This window comes from Streptomyces panaciradicis (genome assembly GCF_023516615.1).
Lineage (GTDB): Bacteria > Actinomycetota > Actinomycetes > Streptomycetales > Streptomycetaceae > Streptomyces > Streptomyces panaciradicis.
On sequence record NZ_JAMGBF010000092.1, the window covers coordinates 1 to 24,964 of the forward strand.

A 24,964-nucleotide genomic window follows, 5' to 3' on the forward strand; every position below is an offset into this window, starting at 1 on the left:
AAGGACTTGCGCAGTCCGTTCGCCGCGATGGCCAGGTCGGTCATGACTGGTGCCCCTCTGTGGATGGCGGTGGGTTAAAGGCTGCGGGCGGTGATGTCGCCGTGGCTGGTGGTCGCGTGGATGCTGATTCCGACGTCGGTGCCGGCGCCGTTGGTGAGGGAGTTGCTGATCCGGCCGTGGCCGGTCCCGGCGTCGAGGACGGCCGAGACGCCGGCCGCTGCGGTGACCTCGATGTCGCCCTTGTGCGTGGTGAGGCCGACCGGGCCGCCTGCTGCCTCGGCGATGCGTATGTCGCCGCACTGAGTGCTGATCGCCGCGGGGCCGGTCAGCCGCCCGACCGCGACGTCCGCGTCGTGCACGCTCAGCCGGACGCCGGCGGCTTCGTCGAGCCTGACCTGGCGGTGGCCGCCTTCGAAGACGACTTCGCCGAGCCTTCCCACGCCCCGCAGCTCGGCGGCGCCCGCCTTGCCCTCGACGCGGGATCCGGCCGGCAGCCGCACGGTCACCTCCACGGAACCGGAGTGGCCAAGGAGGCGGTTCTTCACCGGCGCGGCCTCGATGCGCAGCACGCCGCCGGCGTAGGCGACCTCGATCTCCTCGACCGCCTTCTTGTCGCGGCTTTTGGAGGCGTCCGCGGGCCGGACCTCGACGACGGTGTCGGCGCGGTCCGCGGCGATCAGCTGGATACGTCCGGCCGGGATGTCGAGCAGGGCGGAGACCGGGGCGGGGGTCTGGAACTTCTGCATCGTGCGCTCCTTGGATCCGTTGTTTCCGACGCAGGAAACGCTACGTTGCGTTCATGAAACGAGCAACAACGTCGTTGCCTATTAATCATGTTTCTGCAGTTCAGGGATCCGAAATCGTTGCAACTGGCTCGATGGTAAGGCAACGAAGCGGGCCTACCTTTTTGCAATGAGCTGGAGGTTAACGCTATGGTGGGCGGCAGTACGCGACATGGAGGAGGCCGTGATGCCGGGAGGCAGGCTCACCCAGCAGGAACGTCAGCAGATCGCGCTGGGACTGGCCGACGGCCTCGCCTACGCGGAGATCGCCAGGCGTCTGGACCGTCCGACCTCGACGATCACGCGAGAGGTGATGCGCAACGGCGGGCCCACGGCCTACCGCTCGGACCTCGCCCACCGCGCGACAGAGCGGCGGGCGCAGCGCCGCAAGCGGGCGGCACCCCGGGATTCGGGAGCGTCCCCGTGGGCCTATGAGGGAGACGCCGAGGCCGTGCGGGAGTACGGGGAGACCCTGACGACCGTCTTCATGCAGTCGGGCATGCCCGCGATGATGGCCCGGGTGATGGCCTGCCTGCTCATCTCCGACACGCGCGGCCTCACCGCGGCCGAACTCGTCCAGCGTCTCGAGGTCAGTCCGGCGTCCGTCTCCAAGGCGATCGCCTTCCTGGAGAGCCAGGACCTCGTGGGGCGGGCGCGCGACGAGGGTCGTCGGGAGCGGTACTTCGTCGACGACGACATCATGTACGACTCGATGATGGCCAGTGCCCGCTCCACGGCCCAGGTCGCAGAGACCGCACGGCAGGGCGTCGCGGTCCTCGGTGCCGACACGGAACCCGGCGTCCGCCTCGAGAACATCGGCCGCTTTCTGGACTTCGTCTCCGAGAGCATCGCCCGTGCGGCGGACCAGGCCCGCGACATCCTCCATACCAAGCCGGTTGCCTCCGGCAGGGACGCCGAAGGTGGCCGGTGACCGGTCGCCGTCACCCTGCTTGGATGTGGGCATGACAGGCGGGGTTCTCAGGCCTTCGCGCGGAAGATGTCGATGTTCCCCCAGTTGGTCCGCACACGGACCTCGACGGTGTCCTCGCTCGGCTCCGGGGCCTCGGACGAGTCGAGCGTGTTGCGCACCTGCCCGTGCTTGGTGTTGAGGTCGAGCCAGGCGGCGGTACCCTCGCGGACGCCGATCTCGACGTTCCCGTTGGAGGTTTCCAACTGGATGTTGCCGCGGGCGACTTCGGCGAGGCGGACGACTCCGTTGGTGGTGGTGCCGGTGACCGACGCCTCGGCGCGCGTGATGTCGATGGCGCCATTGGCGCCGTTCAGCTGGAGTTCGCCGGTGACGGCGCCGACGGTCGTGGTGCCGTGCGAGCTCTTGAGCACGGCGGGGCCGTCGATGAGGCCGATGCGCACATTGCCGGTGCTGCTGGTGATCTCGGCCGTTCCTTCGACCCGGTCGACGGTGCTCGACCCGTGCTGTGCCTTGAGCTGCAGCGGGCCGGTGGTGTCCAGGCGGACGTCGCCGGCCGAGGTCTTCAGGCGGACGGCGCCGAGTCGGCCCTCGCCGATCACGTGGGCCCCCTCGCCGTCGAGCTCGAGGTCCGAGCCCGTGGGGAGTTCGACCGTCACGTCGACCGTGCCGCCGCGCCCGAGCATGTTGGCCTTGGGCGTCCGGAGGGTGAGAGTGCCGCTGGTGCAGGCGATCTCGGTCTGCTCGGCCGTCCGGACGTCGAGGTCCTTCTTCGGGTCCCGGGGCCGCACTTCGACCACGGTGTCGAGGCGGTCGCTCGCGCTGAACCGGATGGAGCCGGCGTACACGTAGGCGGTGACCGAGATGGGTTCGAGAGTGTCGAAAGAAGGCATGGCTGTCCCGTCCTCATGAATCCTTGGATCGTCCCCGCTGGTGGGACGTGATGTGGGTGCTCTGCTGTGTCTGTTCCGGGGGGCGTGGGCGCGGCTAACGCACCCAGCCCTTGAAGCTCTGTCCGAGATTGCGGGTCCGCTCCGTCGGCCGTTGCCGCGCGCCGCTGCCGTCGACCGCAGCCGACACGGCTCGCACCAGCCATGCGTTGACGGACAGGCCCTCGCGGCTCGCGGCCTCCTCGGCACGTGCCTTGAGGTGAGCCGGCAGGCGCAGGTTGACGCGGGCGGTGCCCCCTTCGTCGCCGTCCGCCGGGGCCGGGGCTCTCGACGGTCCGAGCGGCTCGGCGGGTTCCGCCGGGCCGTGGTACGTGGGGGGTGGCGTCACCACGAAGTCGGGGTCGACCCCACGCAGCCGCACGTCGACCGCCCCCGGGGCGAGCTCGCGGGTGATCTCGTCCATCGCGTCGGAGAGCACATTGAGCATCGCCAGCCTGGTCGCCGACTCCAGGGGAGCGGTGAGTCGGTTGGCCAGTTCGCGGGCATCGTCACCGCCCGCTTCTGCGGCCACCGCCAGTTCGCGGCGAAGGGAGTCGACGTAGGGAGTGAGGTCCATGACGCCATGATGGCACCATGATGGCGCCACGGCAAGTCCGGTAGGCGTCTCGCGTGGGCAAGGAGTGCGAGATCCGTGTGATGTGCCGCGCTGAACTGCGAAAATGTAGGAAAAGAAGCGGTGTCACCGTGGTGCCGCGCTCGGCGCGTACCCGTCGTGATGGGCGGTGCACTGTGGCGCTCGGATGATGCCAAGTGGTGCCATCCGACGCCATCCACATGCCGGACGGGCCGGGACGCGTGGTCGCGTCCCGGCCCGTCCGGCCCTGCCTCACCAGTCGAACGCCTCCCCATCGGCCCGCTGCTCGATGCAGTACCTGCGGAATGCCTGGGCCTTCGCGACAACGGCCGCGTCCCCGGAACGCCTCGCGGCCTCTTCATACCAGTCGAACACGGTGGAGGCGGGCGCGTGCCGCTCGTAGTGGAGCGCGGCGAACCGAGGGAAGTCCGAGCGCATGGACTCCCGGGTCATCGTCCGGCCGGAGTCCACGAGATGCTCGATCTCCGCCTCCGTCGCCTCGGGACGCTCGATGACGCGGATCGGGTCGGTCGCCGGCACTTCGTTGCGGATCGGCACAGGCTCCTCGGCGTCCGAGAAGTCGAGGCAGAGGGAGAGCCGGGCAGTACTCGCGGTACTGCGCGCCGAATGCGGCACGGTCGTGTGTATCTTCCACACTTCGCCGCGGCGGAGGTGGTACACGATGTCATTCTCGGAATGGAGGGATTCCTCGCTGGTGCGCAGCGGAACCTGCACCCTGGTGCCGGGTTCGGCGAATTCGAGGAAATCCACATGAGGCGCCATGATCCCGTCGCGGAGGCTGAAGATGCGCACCCATTGCAAACGGTCCAAGGAGAAATGCCCGGTCACCAGGGACATGATGCCGGGCAACTGCTTACCCAGTTCGGTGAGAGCCAGGCCGTCACTGTGGGGGCGGAAGGCGATGTCGGACTCGGCGCCGCTGCCGTTGGCCAGCACATGGCACGACCACGCCCCGAAGGTGAGAGCGTCGTACTCTCCGCTGTACTCGTGGCGGTCCACGACGGACAGCTCGGAATCCAGATCGTAGGAGTCGATGGGCAGCACCGCAAGCCGTTGCGACTTAAGCAACGAAATCCCCTTCACTGCATGATTTTTTGACGCGCCGGCCGTCACCACAAGACGCGCCGACCGTCACCAGAATTCGCAGGCTATCCGCGCGGTACGGTTTATAGCCAGAGAACAAGGGCTGTCGCCGTCTGTCCCGTCGGCGGGACAGACGGATGCCCGAGCGCACGGCACTGCCATCTCTTGCGCGGAGTTTCCTCGGCTATTTACCTTGGCGGCACGAGCCACTCGCCCGGCGGAGAAGGAAAGGCTGCCAATGGAATTGGGGCCGCGGGTCCACCAGCAGGACGGACAGGGGAAGGCGCCAGAACCGCAAGCCGCGCCTTCGGACGCATCGGTGTCACTCGCGCACGAGATCTCGGTGCTGTGGGGGGAATACCTCGACGGCCGCGAGGTCGGCGCGGATGACGACTTCTTCGCGCTGGGCGGCAACTCCCTGATCGGAATCAAGATCATCGATCGGATGCTCCGGGACTACGGTGTCGAATTGTCCGTGCGTGACTTCTATGTCGCGCAGACGCCGGCCCGGGTCGCCGAGTTGATCGCGCAGGGGAGGCCACGGACGTGAGGCTGACGCCGGGGACCGGGAAGGGCATCGATCTCGGACTTGTCGACCTGTTCGACCTCGATCTCTACACCTCGGGCGATCCGCACGCCGTCTGGGACCTCATGCGGGAATCGGCACCCCTGCACCACCAAGTCCTGCCCGACGGCAGGGAGTTCTGGTCGGTGACGCGCTACGACGACGTCTGCCGCGTGCTCGGCGACCATCGCGACTTCACCTCGGAGCGTGGCACGGTGGTCACCCACCTCGGCGTCGACGACGTCGCGGCGGGCAGGCTGATGACGTCCACCGATCCGCCGCGGCACACCCAGGTCCGCCGAGCCATCGGCGCCAGGCTCACCGCACGCGCGGTAGCCCCCTGGGAGGACCGGATCCGGCAGGCGGTCGCACGCTTCCTCGAACCCGCCCTGGACGGCGGCCCGTTCGACCTGGCCGAGCGGGCACTGCTGCTCCCGGCGCTCGTCACGGGCCCGATCCTGGGCATTCCGGAGCGGGACTGGGAAGAGCTCGTGCAGCTGACCGCGATGGTGACCGCGCCCTCCGACCCGCACTTCCGGCACGGCAGCGAGGCCGCGACACTGGCCATCTCCCACCACGAGCTCGTCACCTACGTCACCGAGTGGGTCAGCCGGCGGCGGGCGGCCGGCGGCGAGGACGGCAGCCTGCTCGACCACCTCATGAACGTCCGCGCGGGGGACGCACCGCTCACGGACGAGGAGATCGCCCTCGACGGATACAGCATCCTCCTGGGCGCCAACGTGACGACCCCGCACACCGTTTCGGGCACGGTGCACGCCCTCGTCGAGCGGCCGGAGCAGTTCCAGAAGGCGCAGGCCGACCCTTCACTGGTCCCGAACCTCGTCGAGGAAGGACTGCGCTGGACCTCGGCGGCATGCAACTTCATGCGGTACGCGGTGCACGACACCGAGATCGCCGGAGGCACCGTCCCGGCCCGAGGCGCGGTCGTCGCATGGATCGGATCCGCCAACCGGGACGACTCCCAGTTCGCCGATCCGCACACCTTCGACATCACGCGGAGAGCCGCCAAGCGCCATGTCGCGTTCGGGTTCGGACCGCACTTCTGCATCGGCGGACCGCTGGCCCGACTGACCCTGCGCGTCTTCTTCGAGGAGCTGCTCCAGCGCTTCGCGTCGATCGAACTCGACGGCGAGCCACAGCACTTGCGGTCGTTCTTCATCGCCGGAATGACCCACCTCCCCATCGTCGCCCAGAAACGACAGACACCATGACATCCGGCCATGCCGCCGCCACGTCCCCATGGTTCGTCCGGACGCAGTCCACCGACCCCGCCGCTCGCGTCTTCTGCTTCCCCTACTCCGGTACCGGAGCATCGGCCTTCAGCGCCTGGCCGGCCGCCCTGGACGACATCGAGATCTGCCCTCTGCAGTTCCCCGGCCGCGAGAACCGGCTGGGCGAACCGCACTACGGCACCTACGAGAACCTCGCCGCCGACCTGATCGGACCGCTGGCCCCGCTGCTCGACCGGCCGTTCGCCTTCTTCGGACACTGCGCGGGCGCCCTGCCCGCCTACGAGACCGTCCTCCGGCTCGCCGAACTGGGTCTGCCCGGTCCGGACCGCCTCTTCGTGTCGGGCCAGCCGGCGCCGCACGACGCCGGTGCGGACCGGATGCTCACCATGACCGAGCCCGAACTGCGCGCCGCGGTCGAGGAGTTCGTCCGAGGCCGGGGCATCGAGCCGCGGCCGGACATGATCGACATGGGCATGGCCGTGCTGCTCCGCGATCACGCCGCCGCACGTCGGTACCACCGGGCCGAGCCGGTCGCGGTGGGCTGCCCCGTGGTCGTACTGCACTGGCGTGACGACCCGGACGTACGTCTCGACCAGCTCCGGGGATGGCATCGGTACGCGGACTCGGTGGACATCCGGGTCCTCGACGGCGGGCACCACGAGTTCGCGAAGGCGCCCGACGAACTGCGAAGGTTGTTGACCCGTTGGTGATGAACGCGGCGCGGCCCGACATAGCCGTCATCGGCATGGCGTGCCGCTTCCCCGGAGTGCACGACCCGGGGGAGTTCTGGCACCTGCTGCTCGGCGGGAAGTCGACCGTCGGAAGGTTTCCCGAGCACCGGACAGCCCCCTCGAACCTCACTTCCCACCCCGACACGGCCACCCTGACCGCCGGTTCGTTCTTCGAGTCGATCGACGGATTCGACGCGCCGTTCTTCGGTATCGGCCCCGCGGAAGCGGCCGCCATGGACCCCGTGCAACGGCTCGGCCTGGAACTCGCCTGGGAGGCTGTGGAGGACGCCCGGCTGCCCGCGACCGCGCTCGCCGGACGCGAGATCGACGTCCTGGCGGGCGCCGCGTCTTCCGGCTACGACGTCCTGCGCCGCCAGTCGGGCAGCGACCGGGACGACCACTACAGCGCACTCGGATCCAGCGGCGCGTTGATCGCGAACCGGATCTCCGGCCTGTTCGACGTCCGCGGCATGAGCCTGTGCGCGGACTCGGGCCAGTCGTCCTCCCTCGTGTCGCTGGCGCTGGCCTGCGACCGGATCCGCGGGGGCGCGGTCGACATGGCGCTCGTGGGCGGCGTGAACCTGATCGTCGATCCGGAGTCGGGACTGGGCCTGGCGAATCTGGGAGCCCTCTCACCGGACGCCCGCTGCTTCACCTTCGACGAGCGGGCGAGCGGTTTCGTACGGGGAGAGGGCGGCGGATTCGTCCTGCTGAAGCGGCTCGACCTGGCCGTCGCCGACGGTGACCGCGTCTACGCGGTGGTGCGCGGCTGGAGCGTCGGCAACGGCGGTGCGTCCTCGCACATGCCGGACCCCAGCCCCGAGGCGCAGGCGGCGACCGTGCGATCGGCTCTTGGGGACGCCGGTGTTGCCTGCGAGAGTGTCGACTACGTCGAGGCTCACGGCACCGGCACCCGGCTCGGCGATCCGGCCGAACTGTCGGGCCTGCGCGAGGTGTTCCGCGCGACCGGCCGCGACCGCCCCCTGGCGATCGGCTCGGTGAAGACGAACGTCGGACACCTGGAACCGGCCGCCGGCATCGTCGGCTTCGTGAAGACGGTGCTCTGCCTGCACCACGCCCGTCTGGTTCCCAGCCTGAACTTCCGGTCCCCGAACCCCGCCGTACCGGACTTCCACGACCACTTCGAAGTCCTCACGGCCGCGCGCCCCTGGCCGGGTGGGCCGAGCCGACCACGCCGGGCAGGTGTCTCGGCGTTCGGGATGGGCGGCACGAACGCGCACGTGATCCTCGAAGAGGCGCCCCCGACCCGGACGGAGGCCCGGCTCGCCGGCGACGGAACACTGCCGTGGGTGCTGTCGGCCCGGTCGCAGCCGGCCCTGCGTGAGCGGGCGGCACGGCTACGGGACCGCGTGCACGCGGACGCGTCGCTGTCGGCGGCCGACGTCGGGTACTCCCTGGTGTCGACGCGAGTCTCCTTCGAACACCGGGCCGTGCTGCTGGGAGGTGACCGTGCGCAAGCGCTGGACGGACTGGCCGCAGGCCACGACACGGCAGGCGTGATTCGCGGAGAGGCCGCGGGACCGGTCGCGCCGGTGGTCTTCGTCTTCCCCGGCCAGGGCTCGCAGTGGGTGGGCATGGGGCGGCATTTGTACGCCGAGTCGGAGGTCTTCGCGCGCGGCATCGACGACTGCGCGGATGCCCTGTCACCGTGGGTGGACTGGTCGCTGGTGAAGGTGTTGACCGGTGCGGAGCCGACCGCGTCGTTCGACCGGGTGGATGTGGTCCAGCCGGCGCTGTTCGCGGTGATGGTGTCGCTCGCGCGGGTGTGGCGGTCCCTGGGCGTCGTTCCCGAGGCGGTGGTCGGGCACTCGCAGGGCGAGATCGCCGCGGCCTGTGTGTCGGGTGCGCTGTCGCTGGCGGACGCGGCCAAGGTCGTGGCCGTCCGCAGCCGGGCCCTGACCCGACTGGCTGGATCGGGCGGCGGGATGAGCGCGGTGTCCGCGTCGCCCTCGTGGGTCGAGGAGCGGTTGGGACGCTGGTCCGGGCGGCTCGCCATGGCCGCCGTCAACGGACCGGCGTCGGTGGTGATATCCGGGGACGACGAGGCGTTGGACGGGTTCGCCGCGGCGGCCGACGGCGACGGGGTCCGGGTGCGGCGGGTCAAGGTGGACTACGCGTCCCATTCCCATCACGTCGAACGCATTCGTGAACGCCTGCTGGTGGACCTCGCGGACATCTCGCCGAGGGCGACCGCGGTGGAGTTCCACTCCACGGTCACCGGACAGGTGCTCGACCCACTCGCGCTTCGGGGGTCGTACTGGTACGACAACCTGCGCTCGATGGTGCGGTTCGGCGCGGTCGTCGAGCACCTGATGCGCGAGGGCGGCGGGGCCTTCGTGGAGGTGAGTCCGCATCCGGTGCTGACGGTGGCGATGGAGGAGACCGCCGACGCGCTGAGCGCCGCACCACCCGTGGTGGGCACCCTCGACAAGGACGACGGAAGTGCGGGCAGGGTCCTGGCGTCGCTGGCCGAACTGCACGTGCGCGGGGTGCCGGTGGACTGGACGGAGGTCTTCGCCGCCCACCGGCCCCGCCGGATCGACCTGCCGACCTACCCCTTCCAACGGCGGCGGTACTGGCTGACGGCGCCCGAGGACGCCGGCTCCACGGACCCGGGTCCCGCACCGCAGCCGATCGGATCGGAGGCGTCGGCCCTGAGGCTGGTGTGCGCGGAGACGGCGGCGGTGCTGGGCGCGAAGGGCGCCGGCCCGGCGTACGTCGATCTCGCGGCGAGGTCGACCGAAACCTTCAAGGACCTCGGGTTCGACTCCTCGATGGCCGTGCGGCTCCGCAACCGGCTCACCAACGCGGCCGGAGTCCGGCTGCCGGCCACTGTCGCGTTCACCTATCCCACCCCGCAGGCGCTCGGGCGTCACCTCTTCTCCCTCCTCGCGCCAGAGGTGCCCGCAGCCCCGGACACCGAGAGCCCCGAAAGCCGCGGTGACGACGAACTGTTCGAACTCATCGACCGCGGATACGTCTGAGCAACTCATGGGGGAGGCCCAGGTGGAAGACGTCGACAAGCTCCGGTCCTACCTGCGACGCGCCGTCGGCGACGCGCAGAGGCTGCGTGAGCGGGTGCGCCGGCTGGAGGAGTCCGCTCGCGAGCCCATCGCGGTCCTGGGCGCGGGGTGCCGCTTCCCTGGCGGGGTCACGTCCCCCGAGGAGCTGTGGCGGCTGGTGTCCGACGGCGTGGACGCGACAGGCGGCTTCCCGCGGGACCGTGGCTGGGACGTGGAGGCGCTGTACGACCCGGACCCCGAGGCGCGCGGGAAGACGTACACCCGCTCGGGCGGATTCCTGTCCGGCCTCGCGGACTTCGACGCGCCGTTCTTCGGGATCAGCCCGCGCGAGGCGCTCGCCATGGATCCGCAGCAGCGGCTGATGCTGGAGACGTCGTGGGAGGCACTGGAGCGGGCCGGGATCGATCCGGCCGGGCTGCGGGGCTCGGCGACCGGGGTGTTCACCGGGATCTACGGGGTCGACTACGGACCGCGGCTGGGTGGTGGGGCCGCCGGAGAGACGGAGGGTTTCGCGATCGCGGGGACGTACACCAGCGTGGCCTCGGGCCGGGTGGCGTATGTGCTGGGGCTGGAAGGTCCCGCGGTGTCGGTGGACACCGCCTGCTCGTCGTCGCTGGTGGCGGTGCACCAGGCCGTACGGTCCCTGCGGTCCGGGGAGTGCACGTTGGCGCTGGCCGGCGGGGTGTCGGCGCTGCCGACTCCCGGGCTGTTCGTGGAGGCCGCCCGGCAGCGCGGTCTGTCGGCCGACGGGCGGTGCAAGTCGTTCGCGGAGGCGGCCGACGGCACCGGCTGGGGCGAGGGCGCGGGCGTACTGGTGCTGGAGCGGCTGTCGGACGCGCTGCGCAACGGACGCCGGATCCGAGCGGTGATCCGGGGCTCGGCGATCAACCAGGACGGTGCCTCCAACGGACTGACGGCGCCGAACGAACTGGCGCAGCGCCGGGTCATCCGGGCGGCCCTGGGCGATGCCGGTCTCGCACCGGGCGACGTGGACGCGGTGGAGGCCCACGGGACCGGCACGAAGCTGGGTGACCCCATCGAGGCGGAGGCACTGCTGGCCACCTACGGACAGGACCGGGACCCCGGCAGCCCACTGTGGCTGGGCTCGCTGAAGTCGAACATCGGGCACACCCAGGCCGCTGCGGGCGTCGGCGGGATCATCAAGATGATCATGGCGATGCGCCACGGGGTGCTGCCCAGGACGCTGCACGTGGACCGGCCGACCCCGCATGTCGACTGGTCGGTGGGAACGGTACGGCTGCTGACCGAGGCGAGGAAGTGGCCGGGCGCACCGGGGCGGCTTCGGCGCGCCGGAGTGTCGTCCTTCGGGGTCAGCGGGACGAACGCGCACGTGATCATCGAGGAGCCTCCCGAGACCGTCGAGGCGACCCACACCGACGTCCCCGGTGCGGTGCCGTGGGTGCTGTCGGCCCGGTCCGCCGAGGCGCTGCGGGAACAGGCACAGCGGCTGCGGGACAGCCCGGCCACGGCTCTGCCGGCGGCCGACGTGGGGCACTCCCTCGTCGCGACGCGCTCCCTGTTCGAACACCGCCAGGTCGTCATCGGAGCGGACCGGGAGGAACTCCTCGCCGGCCTGGCCGCCGTCGCCGAGGGCAGCCGGAATCCGGCCGGTGTGGTGTCCGGCGTCGCCGGACCGGTCGGCAGGACGGTGTTCGTCTTCCCCGGCCAGGGCTCGCAGTGGGCCGGGATGGGGCGTGAACTGTGGGATTACTCCTCGGTGTTCGCGGAGCAGATGCGGGCGTGCGAGGACGCCCTGGCACCGTGGGTGGACTGGTCGTTGACCGATACCGTGCGCGGCGGCCCGAAGGCGGGAGACCTGGACCGGATCGAGGTCGTCCAGCCGGTGCTGTTCGCGGTGATGGTGTCGCTGGCGCAGGTGTGGCGGTCGCTGGGCGTGACACCGGACGCGGTGATCGGCCACTCCCAGGGCGAGATCGCCGCCGCCTGCGTCGCCGGTGCGCTGACCCTGCCGGACGCGGCCAGGATCGTGGCCATACGGTCCCGGATGCTGGCCACCACCGCCCAGGACGGCGGTATGGCCGGGATCGTGCTGCCCGAACACCGAGTGCGGGAGGTGCTGGAGCGGACGGGGTCACGGGCCGCGATCGCCGCGGTCAACGGGCCGTACTCGACGACGGTCGCGGGGGAGGCATCAGAGGTCCGGGAATTCGTCGCGATCTGCGAGTCCGAGGGCGCCCGCGTGCGCTGGATCCCGGGCGGCGTGCCCGGCCACTCACCGCTCATGGACCAGTTCGAGGGCCGGCTCATCGACGAGCTGGAGGGAATCACCCCCACGTCCTCACCGGTGGAGTTCTGCTCCACGGTGACCGGCGGACCGATCGACACCGCGGAGCTGGACCCCGCCTACTGGTTCCGCAACATACGCGAACCGGTCCGGTTCGAGGCGGCCGTGAGATGTCTCCTCGGCGCGGGCTACGGCGCCTTCGTCGAGGCCAGCCCGCACCCGCTGCTCACGATCAACATCCAGGACATGCTCGACCACACCCCCGGTGCACAAGGCGTGGTGGTCGGCTCGCTGCGCCGCGGCGACGGCGGGCTCAAGCGGTTGTACAGGTCGGCGGCCGAGGCCTTCGTGGCGGGCGTCGCGGTGTCCTGGGAGGCGGTGTTCCCGGGCCGGGACGGCCGTTGGGCCGAGCTGCCCACGTATCCCTTCCAGCGGCAGCGCCACTGGCTGAACACACCCGCGGAGACGACCACCCCCACCATCTCGGACCACCCGCTCCTCGATGCCGTGATCGAGCTGCCCGACGACGCGGAGCAGGGGGGAGTGGTGGGCAGCGGGCGCCTGTCACCGCGGCAACACCCGTGGCTCTACGACCAGATGGTCCATGGCGTCGTGGTGGCGCCGGCAGCGGTGCTGGTGGAGCTGGCGGCGTGGGCGGCCCGGCGGGTGGGCTGTGAGGTCGTGGACGAACTCACGCTGGAGACCCCGCTGGTGCTGTCCCGGACGGCCGACCGCGAGATCCGGATCGTCGTCGACGGCAAGGGGGTCCTCGGCGTGCACTCGCGGGGCGAGGGCGAATCCGCGTGGATCCGGAACGCCGTCGGCTCCGTCACCGGAGGAACCCGCGCGGAGGAAGATTTCGTTCCGTGGCCTCCGAAGGGCGCGGTCGAGGTGCCGTTCGACAAGGACAGCGCGCTGAAGCATGTCTGGCGCCGCGACGACGTCGTGTACGCCGATGTGGAACTGCCCGCCCAGGAGGGCGCGGACTCGCGCGGCTTCCGGATTCACCCGGCGCTGCTCCACGCCGCGTTGCGCGCGATCGGCCTCGGGCGGTTCGTCGACGACACCCGGAGCGAGGACTGGCTGCCGTACCGCTGCGCGGGGGTCCACCTGAACGCCGCGAGAGCGGCGACCGCGCTGCGGGTCCGGCTGGCGCCCGCGGGTGACAACGCAGTGTCCGTGGCCGTGTCGGATCGGGACGGAACACCGCTCGGCGGCATCGATTCGCTGCTCCTGCGGCCCGTTGACGCAGACCGGCTGACCGAGCTGGATCCGGACCACCGGGGCGCGCTGTTCCGGATGGACTGGACACCGTTTCCGGTGCCGTCCGGCACGGCCGCCGGCCAGTACGCCGTGGTGGGCGCCTCCGCCTCGGGCCGGGCTGCAGCGGCTCATGCCTCCCTCGATGACATCGCCGCCTCCTGCCCGACGATCCCTCCTGTCGTCATCGCCCGGGTGGAAGGAGCGGCCGACGGCGGCACTCCCGGCACCGCCGAGCGGAACATCCACCAAGTGCTGCGCTGGACGCGGGACTGGCTCGCCGACGACCGGTTCGTCGACTCCCGCCTGGTCGTCGTGACACGCAATGCGTTCCACGACGACCACGTACCCCACCCCGACCCCGCGGCGGCCGCTGTCTGGGGATTCGTGCGCAGTGCGCAGACCGAGAACCCGGGCCGGTTCGTGCTCGTGGACACCGACGACGAGGCCGCTTCACAGGCCTGTGTTCCGGCCGCCGCCGCGAGCGGCGAACCCCAGCTCAAGATCCGGGCCGGCGTGGTGACCACGCCTCGACTGGCGCCGGTCCAGGGCACGGCCGGCCGCCGGCGGCCCCTCGACGGCACCGTCCTGATCACAGGCGGTACCACCGGTCTGGGGGCCGTGCTCGCCCGGCACCTCGTGGAGCGACACGGCGTACGCCGGCTGGTGCTCGCCGGCCGGCGAGGGCCGGCGGCACCGGATGCGACCGGGTTGAAGGATGAATTGACGGCGGCGGGGGCGCACGTCGAGATCGCCGCCTGCGATGTCACCAGCGGCGACTCGGTCGCCCGGCTGATCGCCACGGTGACCGACGAGCACCCGCTGACGGCCGTGGTCCACTGCGCGGCCGTGCTGCGCGACGGGGTCGTCGAGGCCCTCACCGAGGACCGGGTCGACGAGGTACTGGCGCCGAAGGTGCGCGGCGCCTGGCACCTGCACGAACTGACCCGGCACCTGGACCTGTCCGCGTTCGTGCTGTTCTCCTCGGTCGCGGGCGTCCTGGGAACGGCGGGACAGGCCGGCTACGCGGCGGCCAACGCCTTCCTCGACGGGCTGGCTCAGGCTCGACGCGCCGAGGGCCTGGCCGCCGGCTCGTTGTGCTGGGGCTACTGGGCCGAACGCACCGAGGCGGGCGCCGGCCTGGGCACGGGGGACGTCGAGCGACTGCAGCGGCAGGGCGTGCGGCCGATGACGTCGCACGAGGGGCTCGCCCTCTTCGACGCGGCGCTGTCGCGGGACGAGCCGGTGCTGGTGCCCGCGCGGCTCGACCCGTCCGCCCCGGGACCGCTGCTGCGCGGTCTCGCGGTGCCGCCCTCCAGCCGGAAGAGCCGGGAGGCCGTGGACGCCGGGCTCGCGCAGCGGGTGAGGGCGCTGTCCCGGCCCGATGCGGAAGGAGTGCTCCTCGATGCCGTAAGGGTGCAGACGGCGGTCGTGCTCGGCCACCCGGACACCGAACAAGTGCGTCCCACCGTGGCGTTCAGGGATCTCGGGATCGACTCGCTCATGGCGCTGGAGCTGCGCAACAGGCTGACCGAGGTCACCGGCCTGAAGCTGCCCGCCACGCTCGCGTTCGACCACCCGAACCCGAGCGCCCTCGCACGGTTTTTGACCGAGGGCCTCCAGCCCGGCGCCGACCGGGAATCCCCGGCCGGACGCCTCGCCAAGGAGATCGAAGGACTGGGCGACCGGCTGACGGACGCTGTGCTCGAACTCGCCGAGGAGGACAGGAGCACGATCGCCGCCCTTGTCGGCGAGCTGCACAACCGGGTCCGCACGGCGGCGGGCGGCGCATCTCCGGTGGGCATCGTCGACCGGATCAGTTCGGCATCAGCCGGCGAGCTTCTCTCGCTGCTGGACAAAGAGCTCGGCCAGGGAGAGCGATGACACACGACAACGACGCCGATGTTCTCGACTACCTCAAGCGCACCTCGATCGAGCTGTTCGAGACCCGTCGGCGCCTGAACGAGCTGACCGAGGCCGCCGCGGAGCCCATCGCGATCGTGGGCGTCGGCTGCCGTTTTCCGGGCGGCGTGGCGTCGCCGGAGGCGCTGTGGGAGCTGGTGGCGGCGGGCCGGGACGCGGTGTCGGGTTTCCCCGAGGACCGAGGCTGGGACCTGGACGCCCTGTACGACGCGGATCCGGACCGGCCGGGCACCTGCTGCACCCGCTCCGGCGGATTCCTTTACGACGCTGGTGACTTCGACGCCGACTTCTTCGAGATCAGCCCACGTGAGGCGCTGGCCGCCGACCCTCAGCACCGGCTGCTCCTGGAGACCTCCTGGGAGTCCCTGGAGCGGGCAGGCATCGACCCGCGGACCCTGCACGGCAGCAGCACCGGCGTGTTCGCCGGCATCGCCTACTTCGGATACGGCAACCACGTCCACACCCCCGAGGCCATCGCGGGCTACGCGCAGACCGGTTCGCTGCTCAGCGTGGCGTCCGGGCGGGTGGCGTACGCGCTGGGTCTGGAGGGCCCGGCGCTGTCGATCGACACCGCCTGCTCCTCGTCGCTGGTGGCGGTGCACCAGGCCGTGCAGTCGCTGCGCCAGGGCGAGTGCACGCTGGCGCTGGCCGGGGGCGTCACCGTCATGGCGACGACACAGGTCTTCCGGGAGATGTCGCGGCAGCGGGGCCTGGCGGTGGACGGCCGGTGCAAGGCCTTCGCCGACGCGGCCGACGGCACCGGCTTCTCCGAGGGCGCGGGCGTGCTGGTCCTGGAGCGGCTGTCGGACGCTCGGCGGGCCGGACGCCGGATCTGGGCGGTGATCCGGGGCTCGGCGGTCAACCAGGACGGCGCGTCCAACGGGCTGACCGCACCGAACGGCCCGTCCCAGCAGCGGGTGATCCGCGCGGCACTGGCGAACGCCCGCATCCGGGCGAACGAGGTGGACGTGGTCGAGGCCCACGGCACCGGCACGACACTGGGCGACCCGATCGAGGCGCAGGCGGTCCTGGCCACCTACGGACAGGACCGCGACCCCGACCGGCCGCTGTGGCTCGGGGCGTTGAAGTCGAACATCGGGCACACGCAGGCGGCGGCGGGCGTCGGCGGCATCATCAAGATGGTCATGGCGATGCGCCACCGGACCATGCCCAAGACCCTGCACGTGGACCGCCCGACGACCCGGGTGGACTGGTCGGCCGGGGCGGTGGAACTGCTGACCGGGACCATGAAGTGGCCGAGCGCCCCGGGACGGCCGCGGCGCGCCGGTGTGTCTGCTTTCGGGGCCAGTGGCACCAACGCGCATCTGATCCTGGAGGAGGCACCCGAGGAAGAAGGGGTGCCTGATGTCTCCGACCCGCTGACCGGCGTGGTTCCGTGGGTCGTGTCGGCACGCTCGGAGAGCGCACTGCGGGCGCAGGCCGAGCGGCTGCACGCTTTCGCCGTCGCCGACCCCAACGCCGAAATCGCCGACATCGGGCGGTCGTTGACGTCGAGCCGGTCGCGGTTCGAGCATCGCGCGGTGGTGCTGGGACGCGACCGGGACGAACTGCTGCTCGGTCTCGCCGCGCTGCGCGACGGCACCGACTCCGCGGGGGTCGCACGGGGCGTCGCCGGTGACTTGGGCGGCACCGCGTTCCTGTTCCCGGGGCAGGGCACCCAATGGCAGTGCACAGCGCCCAAGTTGTACGACACCTTCCCTGTCTTCGCTCGCAGTATCGACGAGATCTGCACGCACTTCGACGCCCATCTCCCGTACGCTCTGCGGACGTTGCTTCTCGCTGAAGCGCCCGAACAGGACGGTGCGACCCGCACGGACATCGCGCAGCCGGCGCTGTTCGCGCTGGAGGTCAGCCGATACCGGCTCCTGATGACGCTCTGCGGGCAGCCGAGCCACCTCATCGGTCACTCCATCGGCGAGGTCGCCGCCGCCCATGTGTCCGGCGCCCTGGACCTCGACACCGCGACACGGCTGGTGGCCGCGCGCGGTCGGGCCATGCACGAGGCCGAGCGGGGTGCGATGCTCGCGGTACGCGCGTCGGAGGAGCGGGTCGGCGCCCTCCTCGGCCCCTACGACCGAACCGGTGTCGCCGCTGTCAACGGCCCGGAGTCGGTCGTGGTCTCAGGTGTCCGCGACGAGGTCCTCGACCTCCGGGACCGCCTCGCCGCCGACGGTACGCCGGCGAAACTCCTCGACGTCGACCACGCCTTCCACTCCCCGCTGATGGACCCGGTCCTGGAGGAGTTCGCGAACTCCGTCGGCGCACTCCCGGCGGGCCCGGGCCCTATGACCGTCCCGGTCGTCTCGACGAGACTGGGCCGCGAGGCCACGATCGAGGAGCTGACCTCCATCGCCCACTGGGTACGGCACATCCGTGAACCCGTGCGCTTCCACGACGCCGTAGAGCACGCCCGTACGGCGGGTGCCGACACCTTCCTCGAACTGGGCCCGGGAGCGACCCTCACGAGCATCACCAAGGAGGCGTTCGCCGCCGAGGGCGTGGACGACGCGGTGGTCCTGTCGGCAGCCCGGCGGGGCCGGGACGCGGTGGAGACGCTCGTCGGCTCGCTCGCCCAGCTGTACGTCCGGGGCGGGGACGTGGACTGGGACGCCCTGTTCGGTCCGCGCCGCCGGGTGGACCTTCCGACGTACGCGTTCCAACGGAGGCGGTACTGGCTGGACTTCCAGGCCGGGACGGGCATGGCGGACGTCTCTTCCGCCGGCCTCTCGGCGCCGGAACACCCTCTGCTGGGAGCGGTGGTCGATCACCCCGGCACCGGCGAGGTGGTGTTCACCGGCCGGTGGTCCCCGCGCACCCACGACTGGCTCGCCGATCACGCCGTGTTCGGCTCGGTCGTCGTACCGGCGACGGCCTACCTGGACCTGGCGCTGTGGGCCGGCGACACCGTCGGCTGCACCGCGGTCGACGAACTCTCCCTGGAAGTGCCCCTGATCCTTCCCGACCCGGGCGAGGTACGGGTGCGGATCGTCGTCGGCGCGCCGGACGAGAAGGGACACCGCTCCCTGGACGTGTACGCGCGGCCCGCCGACGACCGGCGAACGGCCGGCGACTGGACCCGGCACGCCGCTGGAAGGCTCGCAACGGGCGCGGCGCCGTCGGCCACACGCACCGATGAAGCGGCATCCCTCGCCGTATGGCCGCCGCCTGAGGCGCGGCAGCTGCCCCTGGACAGTCTCTACGACTCCTTTGCGGACGCGGGCTTCGCATACGGCCCGGCCTTCCGCGGGCTGCGCGAGGTGTGGCGGCGCGGCGACGACCTCTTCGCCACGGCCACCTTGCCCAGGACCTCCGGCGGTTCGGCCGATGCCGGATTCGTCCTGCACCCGGCGCTGCTGGACTCGGCGCTGCACGCGGTCGTGGCCGGCGGGGTCGTCGAGATCGGGCCCGATCAGGGCTGGATGCCGTTCTCGTGGGCCGGGGCGGAGTTGTACGAGCAGTGCGGTCCGACCGTGCGGATCCGGATCTCCCCGGCCGGTGCGGCCGCCGTGTCGGTGACGGTCGCGGACGAGCACGGCCACGGGATCGCGCACATCGGGGCGTTGACGTTCCGGCAGGTGAGCCCCGGGCAACTGCGCACGGTGGGTGGCGGATCCGGACAATCCCTGTACCAGGTGGCATGGCGACCGGTCCGCCCGACCGGGCGGGAGACCGATTCGGGGCGGTGGGGCGTTCTCGGCGCGAAGGACGGTCCGGCGTCCCGTCTCGCCGGCGCGCCCGAGTTCTACGCGTCCTTCGACGACGTGCTCGCGGGCGAGGCACCCCGGTACCTCGTGCTCCGTGTGGACGATCTCGTCGACACCGAGGCCGACGTGACCGCCGTGAACACGCTTGTGCTGGAACGAGTCCAGCGGTTCCTCGCCGAGGACGTGCTCGCCGGATGCACGCTGGTGGTCCTCACCCGCCTCGCCACCGGTGTCCGGGAGGGCGTCGAAAGCCTCCCCGGCGCGTCCGTCTGGGGCCTGATCCGGTCCGCGATGACCGAACACCCCGGCAGATTCCGGCTGCTGGACGTCGACGACGAGGAAGCCTCCTGGGCGCTCCTGCCGGCTGCGCTCGCCCTCGCCGAGACGCAACTGGCCGTGCGCGGTGACGAATTGCTGGTCCCTCGGCTGGCGGAGACCTCACCGCCGGGCAACCGGATCGAGTCGCCGGCCTCGGGCGCGCACCGGTTGGGCATTCCCCGCAAGGGGACGCTGGAGAACCTGACCTGGGTGCCGTGCCCCGAGGTGGAGGCGCCCCTGTCGAGCGGGCAGGTGCGCGTCGCCGTGCACGCCGCCGGGCTCAACTTCCGGGACGTCACGATCGCCCTGGGACTGGTGGAGCGGACGGCCATCGACGCCGGGATCGGCAGCGAGGGCGCCGGGATCGTGCTGGAGGTCGCGGACGACGTCACCGCTCTCGCACCGGGCGACCGGGTGACGGGCATCTTCTCCGGAGCCTTCGGCCGAGTGGCCGTGGCCGACCACCGCCTGCTCATGCCCGTGCCCGACCACTGGAGCTACGTGGAGGCCGCGTCCGTGCCCGGCGCCTTCCTCACCGCCTACTACGCCCTTTTCCACGTGGCCCGTCTGGAGAAGGGCCGGCGCATCCTCGTCCACGCGGCGGCTGGAGGCGTCGGCATGGCCGCCGTGCAACTGGCCAAGCACGTCGGTGCCGAGGTCTACGGGACCGCGAGCCCGGCCAAGTGGCCCGCCCTGCGCGCCCTGGGCCTGGACGACGCGCACCTGGCCTCGTCGCGGGACGTGGAGTTCGCGGACGCCTTCCTGGACTCCTCCGGCGGCCGCGGGATGGACGTCGTACTGAACTCCCTCGCGCACCAATTCGTCGACGCCTCGCTGAAGCTGCTGCCCGGAGGCGGGAGCTTCGTGGAGATGGGAAAGACGGACGTCCGCGATCCCGAGCAGGTGGCGGCCGCTCATCCGGGCGTCGACTACCGTGCCTTCGACCTCTACGAGGCCGGCCCGGACGTCATCCACGAGATGTTCCGTGCCGTCATGGACCTGTTCGCCGACAGGCAGTTGCACCTGAACCCGATCGCCGTCCACGACATCCGCGACGCGCGCAGGGCCTTCCGCGAGATGAGCCAGGGCCGCCACACCGGGAAGATCATCTTCGATCTGGCGAGCGGCTTCGGCGGCGGGACCGTGCTGGTCACCGGTGGGACCGGGGGAGTGGGCTCGCTGGTCGCCCGGCATCTCGTCACCGAACACGGAGTGCGCAGCCTGGTGCTGGCGAGCCGTCGGGGCATGGCGGCCGACGGGGCGACCGAACTGGTCGCCGAGCTGGCGCGGGCGGGCGCGGCGGTCGACGTCGTGGCCTGCGACGTCGCGGACCGGGACGCGGTGGCCGGACTGCTCGCGACCATGCCTCCCGGGTATCCCCTGACGGCAGTCGTGCACACCGCGGGTGAACTGGCGGACGGCACCGTCGAGTCGCTGACCCCGAGCAGCATCGAGCGCGCGCTGCGCGCCAAAGTCCTCGGCGCGCACCATCTGCACGAGCTGACCCGGGATCACCACCTCTCTGCGTTCATCCTGTTCTCCGCCCTCGCCGGCACACTGGGCACCGCCGGGCAGGCGGGCTACGCGGCCGCCAACGGGTTCCTGGACGGTCTGGCAGCGCGACGCAGGGCCTCCGGGCTGGTCGGCACCTCACTGTGCTGGGGCTGGTGGGAGCAGCCCAGCGGCATGACCGGAAACCTGTCCGGGTCCGATCTCGCGCGGGTCCGCAGACTCGGCGTCGCCGAGATGCCGACCGCCGAGGCACTGGCCCTGTTCGATGCGGCGCGCGCCGTCGACCACCCGGTCGTGATCCCGGCCCGGTTGGACATCGCCGCCCTGCGCGACAGGAACGGCGAGGAACCGCCGCCCCTCCTGGGCGAGCTCGTCGCCACCCGTCGCCCGGCGCGCAACAGGGCGAGCAGGGCCGGGGACGGCAGCCTGCCCGCACGGCTCGCCGCCCTTCCGGCGGGCGAGGCGGAGGCGGCCGTACTGGACTGGGTCCGCGAACAGGTCGCCGTCGTGCTCGGGCACCCGACCGGCACGTCTCTCGACACCGATCAGGCGTTCACCCAGCTCGGCTTCGACTCGCTGACCTCCGTCGAACTGTGCAACCGCCTGGCCTCCGCCACCGGACTACGCCTGCCGACCACCCTCGTCTTCAGCTACCCCACACCGCGCGAACTCGGCGGGCACATCGCCGGCCTGCTGCGCCCGGCACCGAGCACGAGCCCGGACGCTGACACCGCCCCGGAGGAACTGGCCGCCATGGACCTGGAAGCACTCGTCGACCTGGCTCTGGACGAGAGGGGCAACTGACATGGACGACTCCGCGGACCGCGCGGCGGCTGGCGGGGACCGGGTCGAACGGGCGCTGCGCACCCTGCTGGAGGAACGTGACCGCCTCCGGCAGGAGAACGAGGCCCTCAGAGCCGCCCACGGCGAACCGGTCGCCGTGGTGGCCATGGCCTGCCGCTACCCGGGCGGCGTGACCTCGCCCGAGGAACTGTGGGACATGGTCCGCGACGGCGTGGACGCGGTGGACGAGTTCCCCACGGACCGCGGCTGGCGCGACCTGTACGACCCGGACCCCGACACGGTCGGCTGTTCGTACGTGCGGCACGGCGGATTCCTGACGGACGTGGCCGCCTTCGACGCGGGCTTCTTCGGCATCAGCCCGCGCGAGGCGATGGCCATCGATCCGCAGCAGCGCCTGCTCCTGGAGACCTCGTGGGAGGTCTTCGAGCGGGCCGGCATCGTGCCCGCACAGGTGCGCGGGAGCGACGTCGGTGTATTCACCGGGGTGAGCTCCTCCGAGTACGGCTCGCGCTTCCTGGAGGGCGGCGGGAACGAGCTCGAGGGCTACCTGATGCACGGGAGCGCGCTGAGCGTTGCCTCCGGCCGAGTGGCGTACGAACTGGGCCTGACCGGGCCGACGTTGTCCGTGGACACCGCCTGCTCGTCGTCGCTGGTGGCCCTGCATCTGGCGGTACGTTCGCTGCGCGCGGGGGAGTGTTCGCTCGCGCTGGCGAGCGGGGCGCTGGTGTTGTCGACGCCCGCGATCTTCGTGGAGTTCTCGCGGCAGCGCGGGCTGGCGGCCGATGGGCGGTGCAAGTCCTTCGCGGACGGCGCGGACGGCACCGGCTGGGCCGAGGGAGTAGGCGTACTGCTCCTGGAGCGGCTGTCCGACGCCCGTCGGGCCGGCCACCCGGTCCTGGCCGTCGTCCGCGGTACGGCGGTCAACCAGGACGGCGCCAGCAACGGCCTGACCGCACCCAACGGTCTGGCCCAGCAGAAGGTGATCAGGCAGGCACTGGCCGACGCGGGGATCGCGCCCCGGGAGGTGGACCTGGTCGAGGCCCATGGCACCGGAACCGCGCTGGGCGACCCCATCGAGGCCGGCGCACTGCTCGCGACCTACGGACAGGACCGGCCCGAGGGGAGGCCGCTGTGGCTGGGCTCTCTGAAGTCGAACATCGGTCATGCCCAGGCCGCGGCCGGGGTCGGCGGGATCATCAAGGCGGTGCAGGCCATGCGCCACGGTCACCTGCCGAAGACCCTGCATGTGCGCACCCCCTCACACCACGTGGACTGGTCCTCGGGCGCGGTCGAACTGCTGCTGGAGGGCCGCGAGTGGCCCCGGACGGACGGCCCGCGGCGGGCCGGGGTGTCATCGTTCGGCGTCAGCGGCACCAACGCGCACGTGATCCTGGAGGAGGCGCCGCCGCCCCAGGAGCCGGCCGGGTCCGGCCAGGCCGGCGCCGGCGGTCTGGTGCCGTGGACCGTGTCGGGCAGGAACACGACGGCGCTGCGACGGCAGGCGGGCAGGCTGCACGACTTCGTCGAGGCGAACCCGGCAATGGATCTCGCCGACACCGGCTGGTCGCTGGTGTCCAGCCGGACCGCCTTCGGACACCGTGCCGTCGTCCTGGGCCGCGACCGGGACGAGATGCTGAGCGGACTGGCTTCGGTGCGCGACGGCACCGAGTCGGCCGCGGTGGTACGCGGGACGGCCGGGGAGCTGGGCGGCACCGTCTTCATGTTTCCGGGCCAGGGATCCCAATGGGTCGGCATGGGACGGCAGTTGTACGACGCCTTCCCCGTGTTCGCCCACAGCCTCGACGCGTGCGCGGCCGCGCTGGCGGAGTGGGTCGACTGGTCGCTGACCGACGTGGTGCGCGGTGCGGAAGGCGCCCCGACGCTGGACCGGATCGACGTGGTGCAGCCGGCGCTGTTCTCGGTGATGGTGTCCCTCGCCGCCCTGTGGCGGTCCTGGGGAGTGGAACCGGGTGCCGTGGTCGGACACAGCCAGGGCGAGATCGCCGCCGCCCACGTCTGCGGCGCACTGTCGCTGCGCGACGCGACCAAGATCGTGGCACTGCGCAGCAAGGCCCTGCTGGGGCTCATCGGCCATGGCGGGATGGCGTCGGTCCAGGCGTCCGCGGAACTCGTGGCCGAGCGCCTCACCTCCTGGAACGACCGGGTGAGCGTCGCTGTCGTCAACGGCCCCCGCTCCGTGGTGGTGTCCGGTGAGCCTGGCGCCCTCGATGAATTCGTCGAGAAGATGACGGCGGAGGGCATTCAGGCCAGGCGTATATCGGTCGACTACGCCTCCCATTCCCATCAGGTCGCCCGAGTCCGCGACCAGGTGATCGGGCCCCTGTCCGACATACGCCCGCAGTCGTCGACACTGCCCTTCTACTCGACCCTGCGTGGTGAAAAGGTCGATACCGAGAAGTTGAACGGTGTCTACTGGTACGACAATCTCCGTGAGAAGGTCCTCTTCGAAACATCCGTCCGGCAACTGGCCGAGGACGGCCACCGGGTGTTCGTCGAAATGAGCCCGCACCCCGTCCTGACCGTCCCGGTGCAGGAGATCGTCGAGGACCTCGACGACGCGCTCGTCCTGTCCTCGGCACGGCGGGACCGGGGAGAGGCGGAGGCACTGCTCGGCTCGCTGGCCCAGCTGTACGTCCGGGGCGGGAGCGTGGACTGGGACGCCTTCTTCGGGGCACGCCGACGGGTGGAACTGCCGACGTACGCCTTCCAGCGACAGCGGTACTGGTTGAACTCCACCCGTCCGGGAGCGACGGCACAGCTGCCCGAGGCAGAGCTGCCGACAGCGGATGACGAGCCTCTTTCCCTGCCGGACGCGTTCTCCACCCTCTCCGAACGAGACGCGGAGGCACTCGTACTGGACCATGTCCTGAGAAAGATCGCCGTCGTGCTCGGACACCCCTCCGGGGAGGCGATCGACCCCGACCAGGAGTTCAAGGATCTCGGCTTCGACTCGCTGCTGTCGGTGGAGTTGAGCAAGCGGCTGACCGCGGCGACCGGGCTCCGGCTCCGGGCGAACATGGCGCTGAAATACCCGACCGCGCGGCTGATCACCGGGCACATAGTCTCCTCTTTCCGCGCCCGGTAACTGTCCTGTCGGCGGGACACCCCGAGCCGGCCGACAGCTCGGCCGGTCCCCGAACGCCATTGTCTTGACCGGCTGTTCCCCCGTCCGTGAAGGTGGAGGCGATCTCGAATTCCACCGAA

At 71.2% G+C, this 24,964-nt stretch carries 12 protein-coding genes; 8 read left to right on the forward strand and 4 right to left on the reverse strand.

The features are described from left to right. Positions 1–74: 74 nt before the first annotated feature. The gene (locus M8J74_RS27645) at positions 75–746 is read right to left on the reverse strand and encodes a DUF4097 family beta strand repeat-containing protein (RefSeq protein ID WP_249839038.1); all 672 of its coding nucleotides are present in this window, start codon (positions 744–746) and stop codon (positions 75–77) included. A gap of 223 nt (positions 747–969) precedes the next feature. Between M8J74_RS27645 and M8J74_RS27650 the strand changes: the two genes are divergently transcribed. Then, positions 970–1,713: a GbsR/MarR family transcriptional regulator gene (locus M8J74_RS27650; protein WP_249839039.1), complete on the forward strand. Its 744-nt coding sequence runs from the start codon at positions 970–972 to the stop codon at positions 1,711–1,713. A gap of 47 nt (positions 1,714–1,760) precedes the next feature. Here the strand turns inward: M8J74_RS27650 and M8J74_RS27655 are convergent, their stop codons facing one another. The 3 genes from M8J74_RS27655 to M8J74_RS27665 form a co-directional block, all read right to left on the reverse strand. After that, positions 1,761–2,603 (reverse strand): DUF4097 family beta strand repeat-containing protein, encoded by an 843-nt coding sequence (locus M8J74_RS27655; RefSeq protein ID WP_249839040.1) that lies wholly within the window; start codon positions 2,601–2,603, stop codon positions 1,761–1,763. Positions 2,604–2,697: 94 nt separating this feature from the next. Next, positions 2,698–3,216 carry a toxin-antitoxin system HicB family antitoxin gene (locus tag M8J74_RS27660; RefSeq protein ID WP_249839041.1) on the reverse strand — a complete coding sequence of 173 codons (519 nt, stop codon included), beginning with the start codon at positions 3,214–3,216 and terminating at the stop codon, positions 2,698–2,700. A 270-nt stretch (positions 3,217–3,486) separates the two neighbouring features. Then, positions 3,487–4,338 (reverse strand): putative nonproteinogenic amino acid hydroxylase, encoded by an 852-nt coding sequence (locus tag M8J74_RS27665; RefSeq protein ID WP_249839042.1) that lies wholly within the window; start codon positions 4,336–4,338, stop codon positions 3,487–3,489. 238 nt (positions 4,339–4,576) lie between these two features. Between M8J74_RS27665 and M8J74_RS27670 the strand changes: the two genes are divergently transcribed. From M8J74_RS27670 to M8J74_RS27700, 7 genes are read left to right on the forward strand one after another with little or no spacing between them, the layout of a single operon-like run. Then, positions 4,577–4,888 (forward strand): phosphopantetheine-binding protein, encoded by a 312-nt coding sequence (locus tag M8J74_RS27670; protein ID WP_249839043.1) that lies wholly within the window; start codon positions 4,577–4,579, stop codon positions 4,886–4,888. After that, positions 4,885–6,135, forward strand: a complete 1,251-nt coding sequence (locus M8J74_RS27675) for a cytochrome P450 (RefSeq protein ID WP_249839044.1) — start codon at positions 4,885–4,887, stop codon at positions 6,133–6,135. The genes M8J74_RS27670 and M8J74_RS27675 overlap by 4 nt, the downstream gene beginning before the upstream one ends. Continuing rightward, positions 6,132–6,866, forward strand: a complete 735-nt coding sequence (locus tag M8J74_RS27680; protein ID WP_249839045.1) for a thioesterase II family protein — start codon at positions 6,132–6,134, stop codon at positions 6,864–6,866. The genes M8J74_RS27675 and M8J74_RS27680 overlap by 4 nt, the downstream gene beginning before the upstream one ends. Then, positions 6,866–9,892: a type I polyketide synthase gene (locus tag M8J74_RS27685; protein ID WP_249839046.1), complete on the forward strand. Its 3,027-nt coding sequence runs from the start codon at positions 6,866–6,868 to the stop codon at positions 9,890–9,892. The genes M8J74_RS27680 and M8J74_RS27685 overlap by 1 nt, the downstream gene beginning before the upstream one ends. 22 nt (positions 9,893–9,914) lie before the next feature. Further along, positions 9,915–15,341: a type I polyketide synthase gene (locus tag M8J74_RS27690; protein WP_308406111.1), complete on the forward strand. Its 5,427-nt coding sequence runs from the start codon at positions 9,915–9,917 to the stop codon at positions 15,339–15,341. Further along, positions 15,338–21,739 (forward strand): type I polyketide synthase, encoded by a 6,402-nt coding sequence (locus tag M8J74_RS27695; RefSeq protein ID WP_249839048.1) that lies wholly within the window; start codon positions 15,338–15,340, stop codon positions 21,737–21,739. Before M8J74_RS27690 ends, M8J74_RS27695 begins: the two co-directional genes overlap by 4 nt. Position 21,740: 1 nt before the next feature. Beyond that, positions 21,741–24,845 carry a type I polyketide synthase gene (locus tag M8J74_RS27700; protein WP_249839049.1) on the forward strand — a complete coding sequence of 1,035 codons (3,105 nt, stop codon included), beginning with the start codon at positions 21,741–21,743 and terminating at the stop codon, positions 24,843–24,845. Positions 24,846–24,964 lie beyond the last annotated feature (119 nt).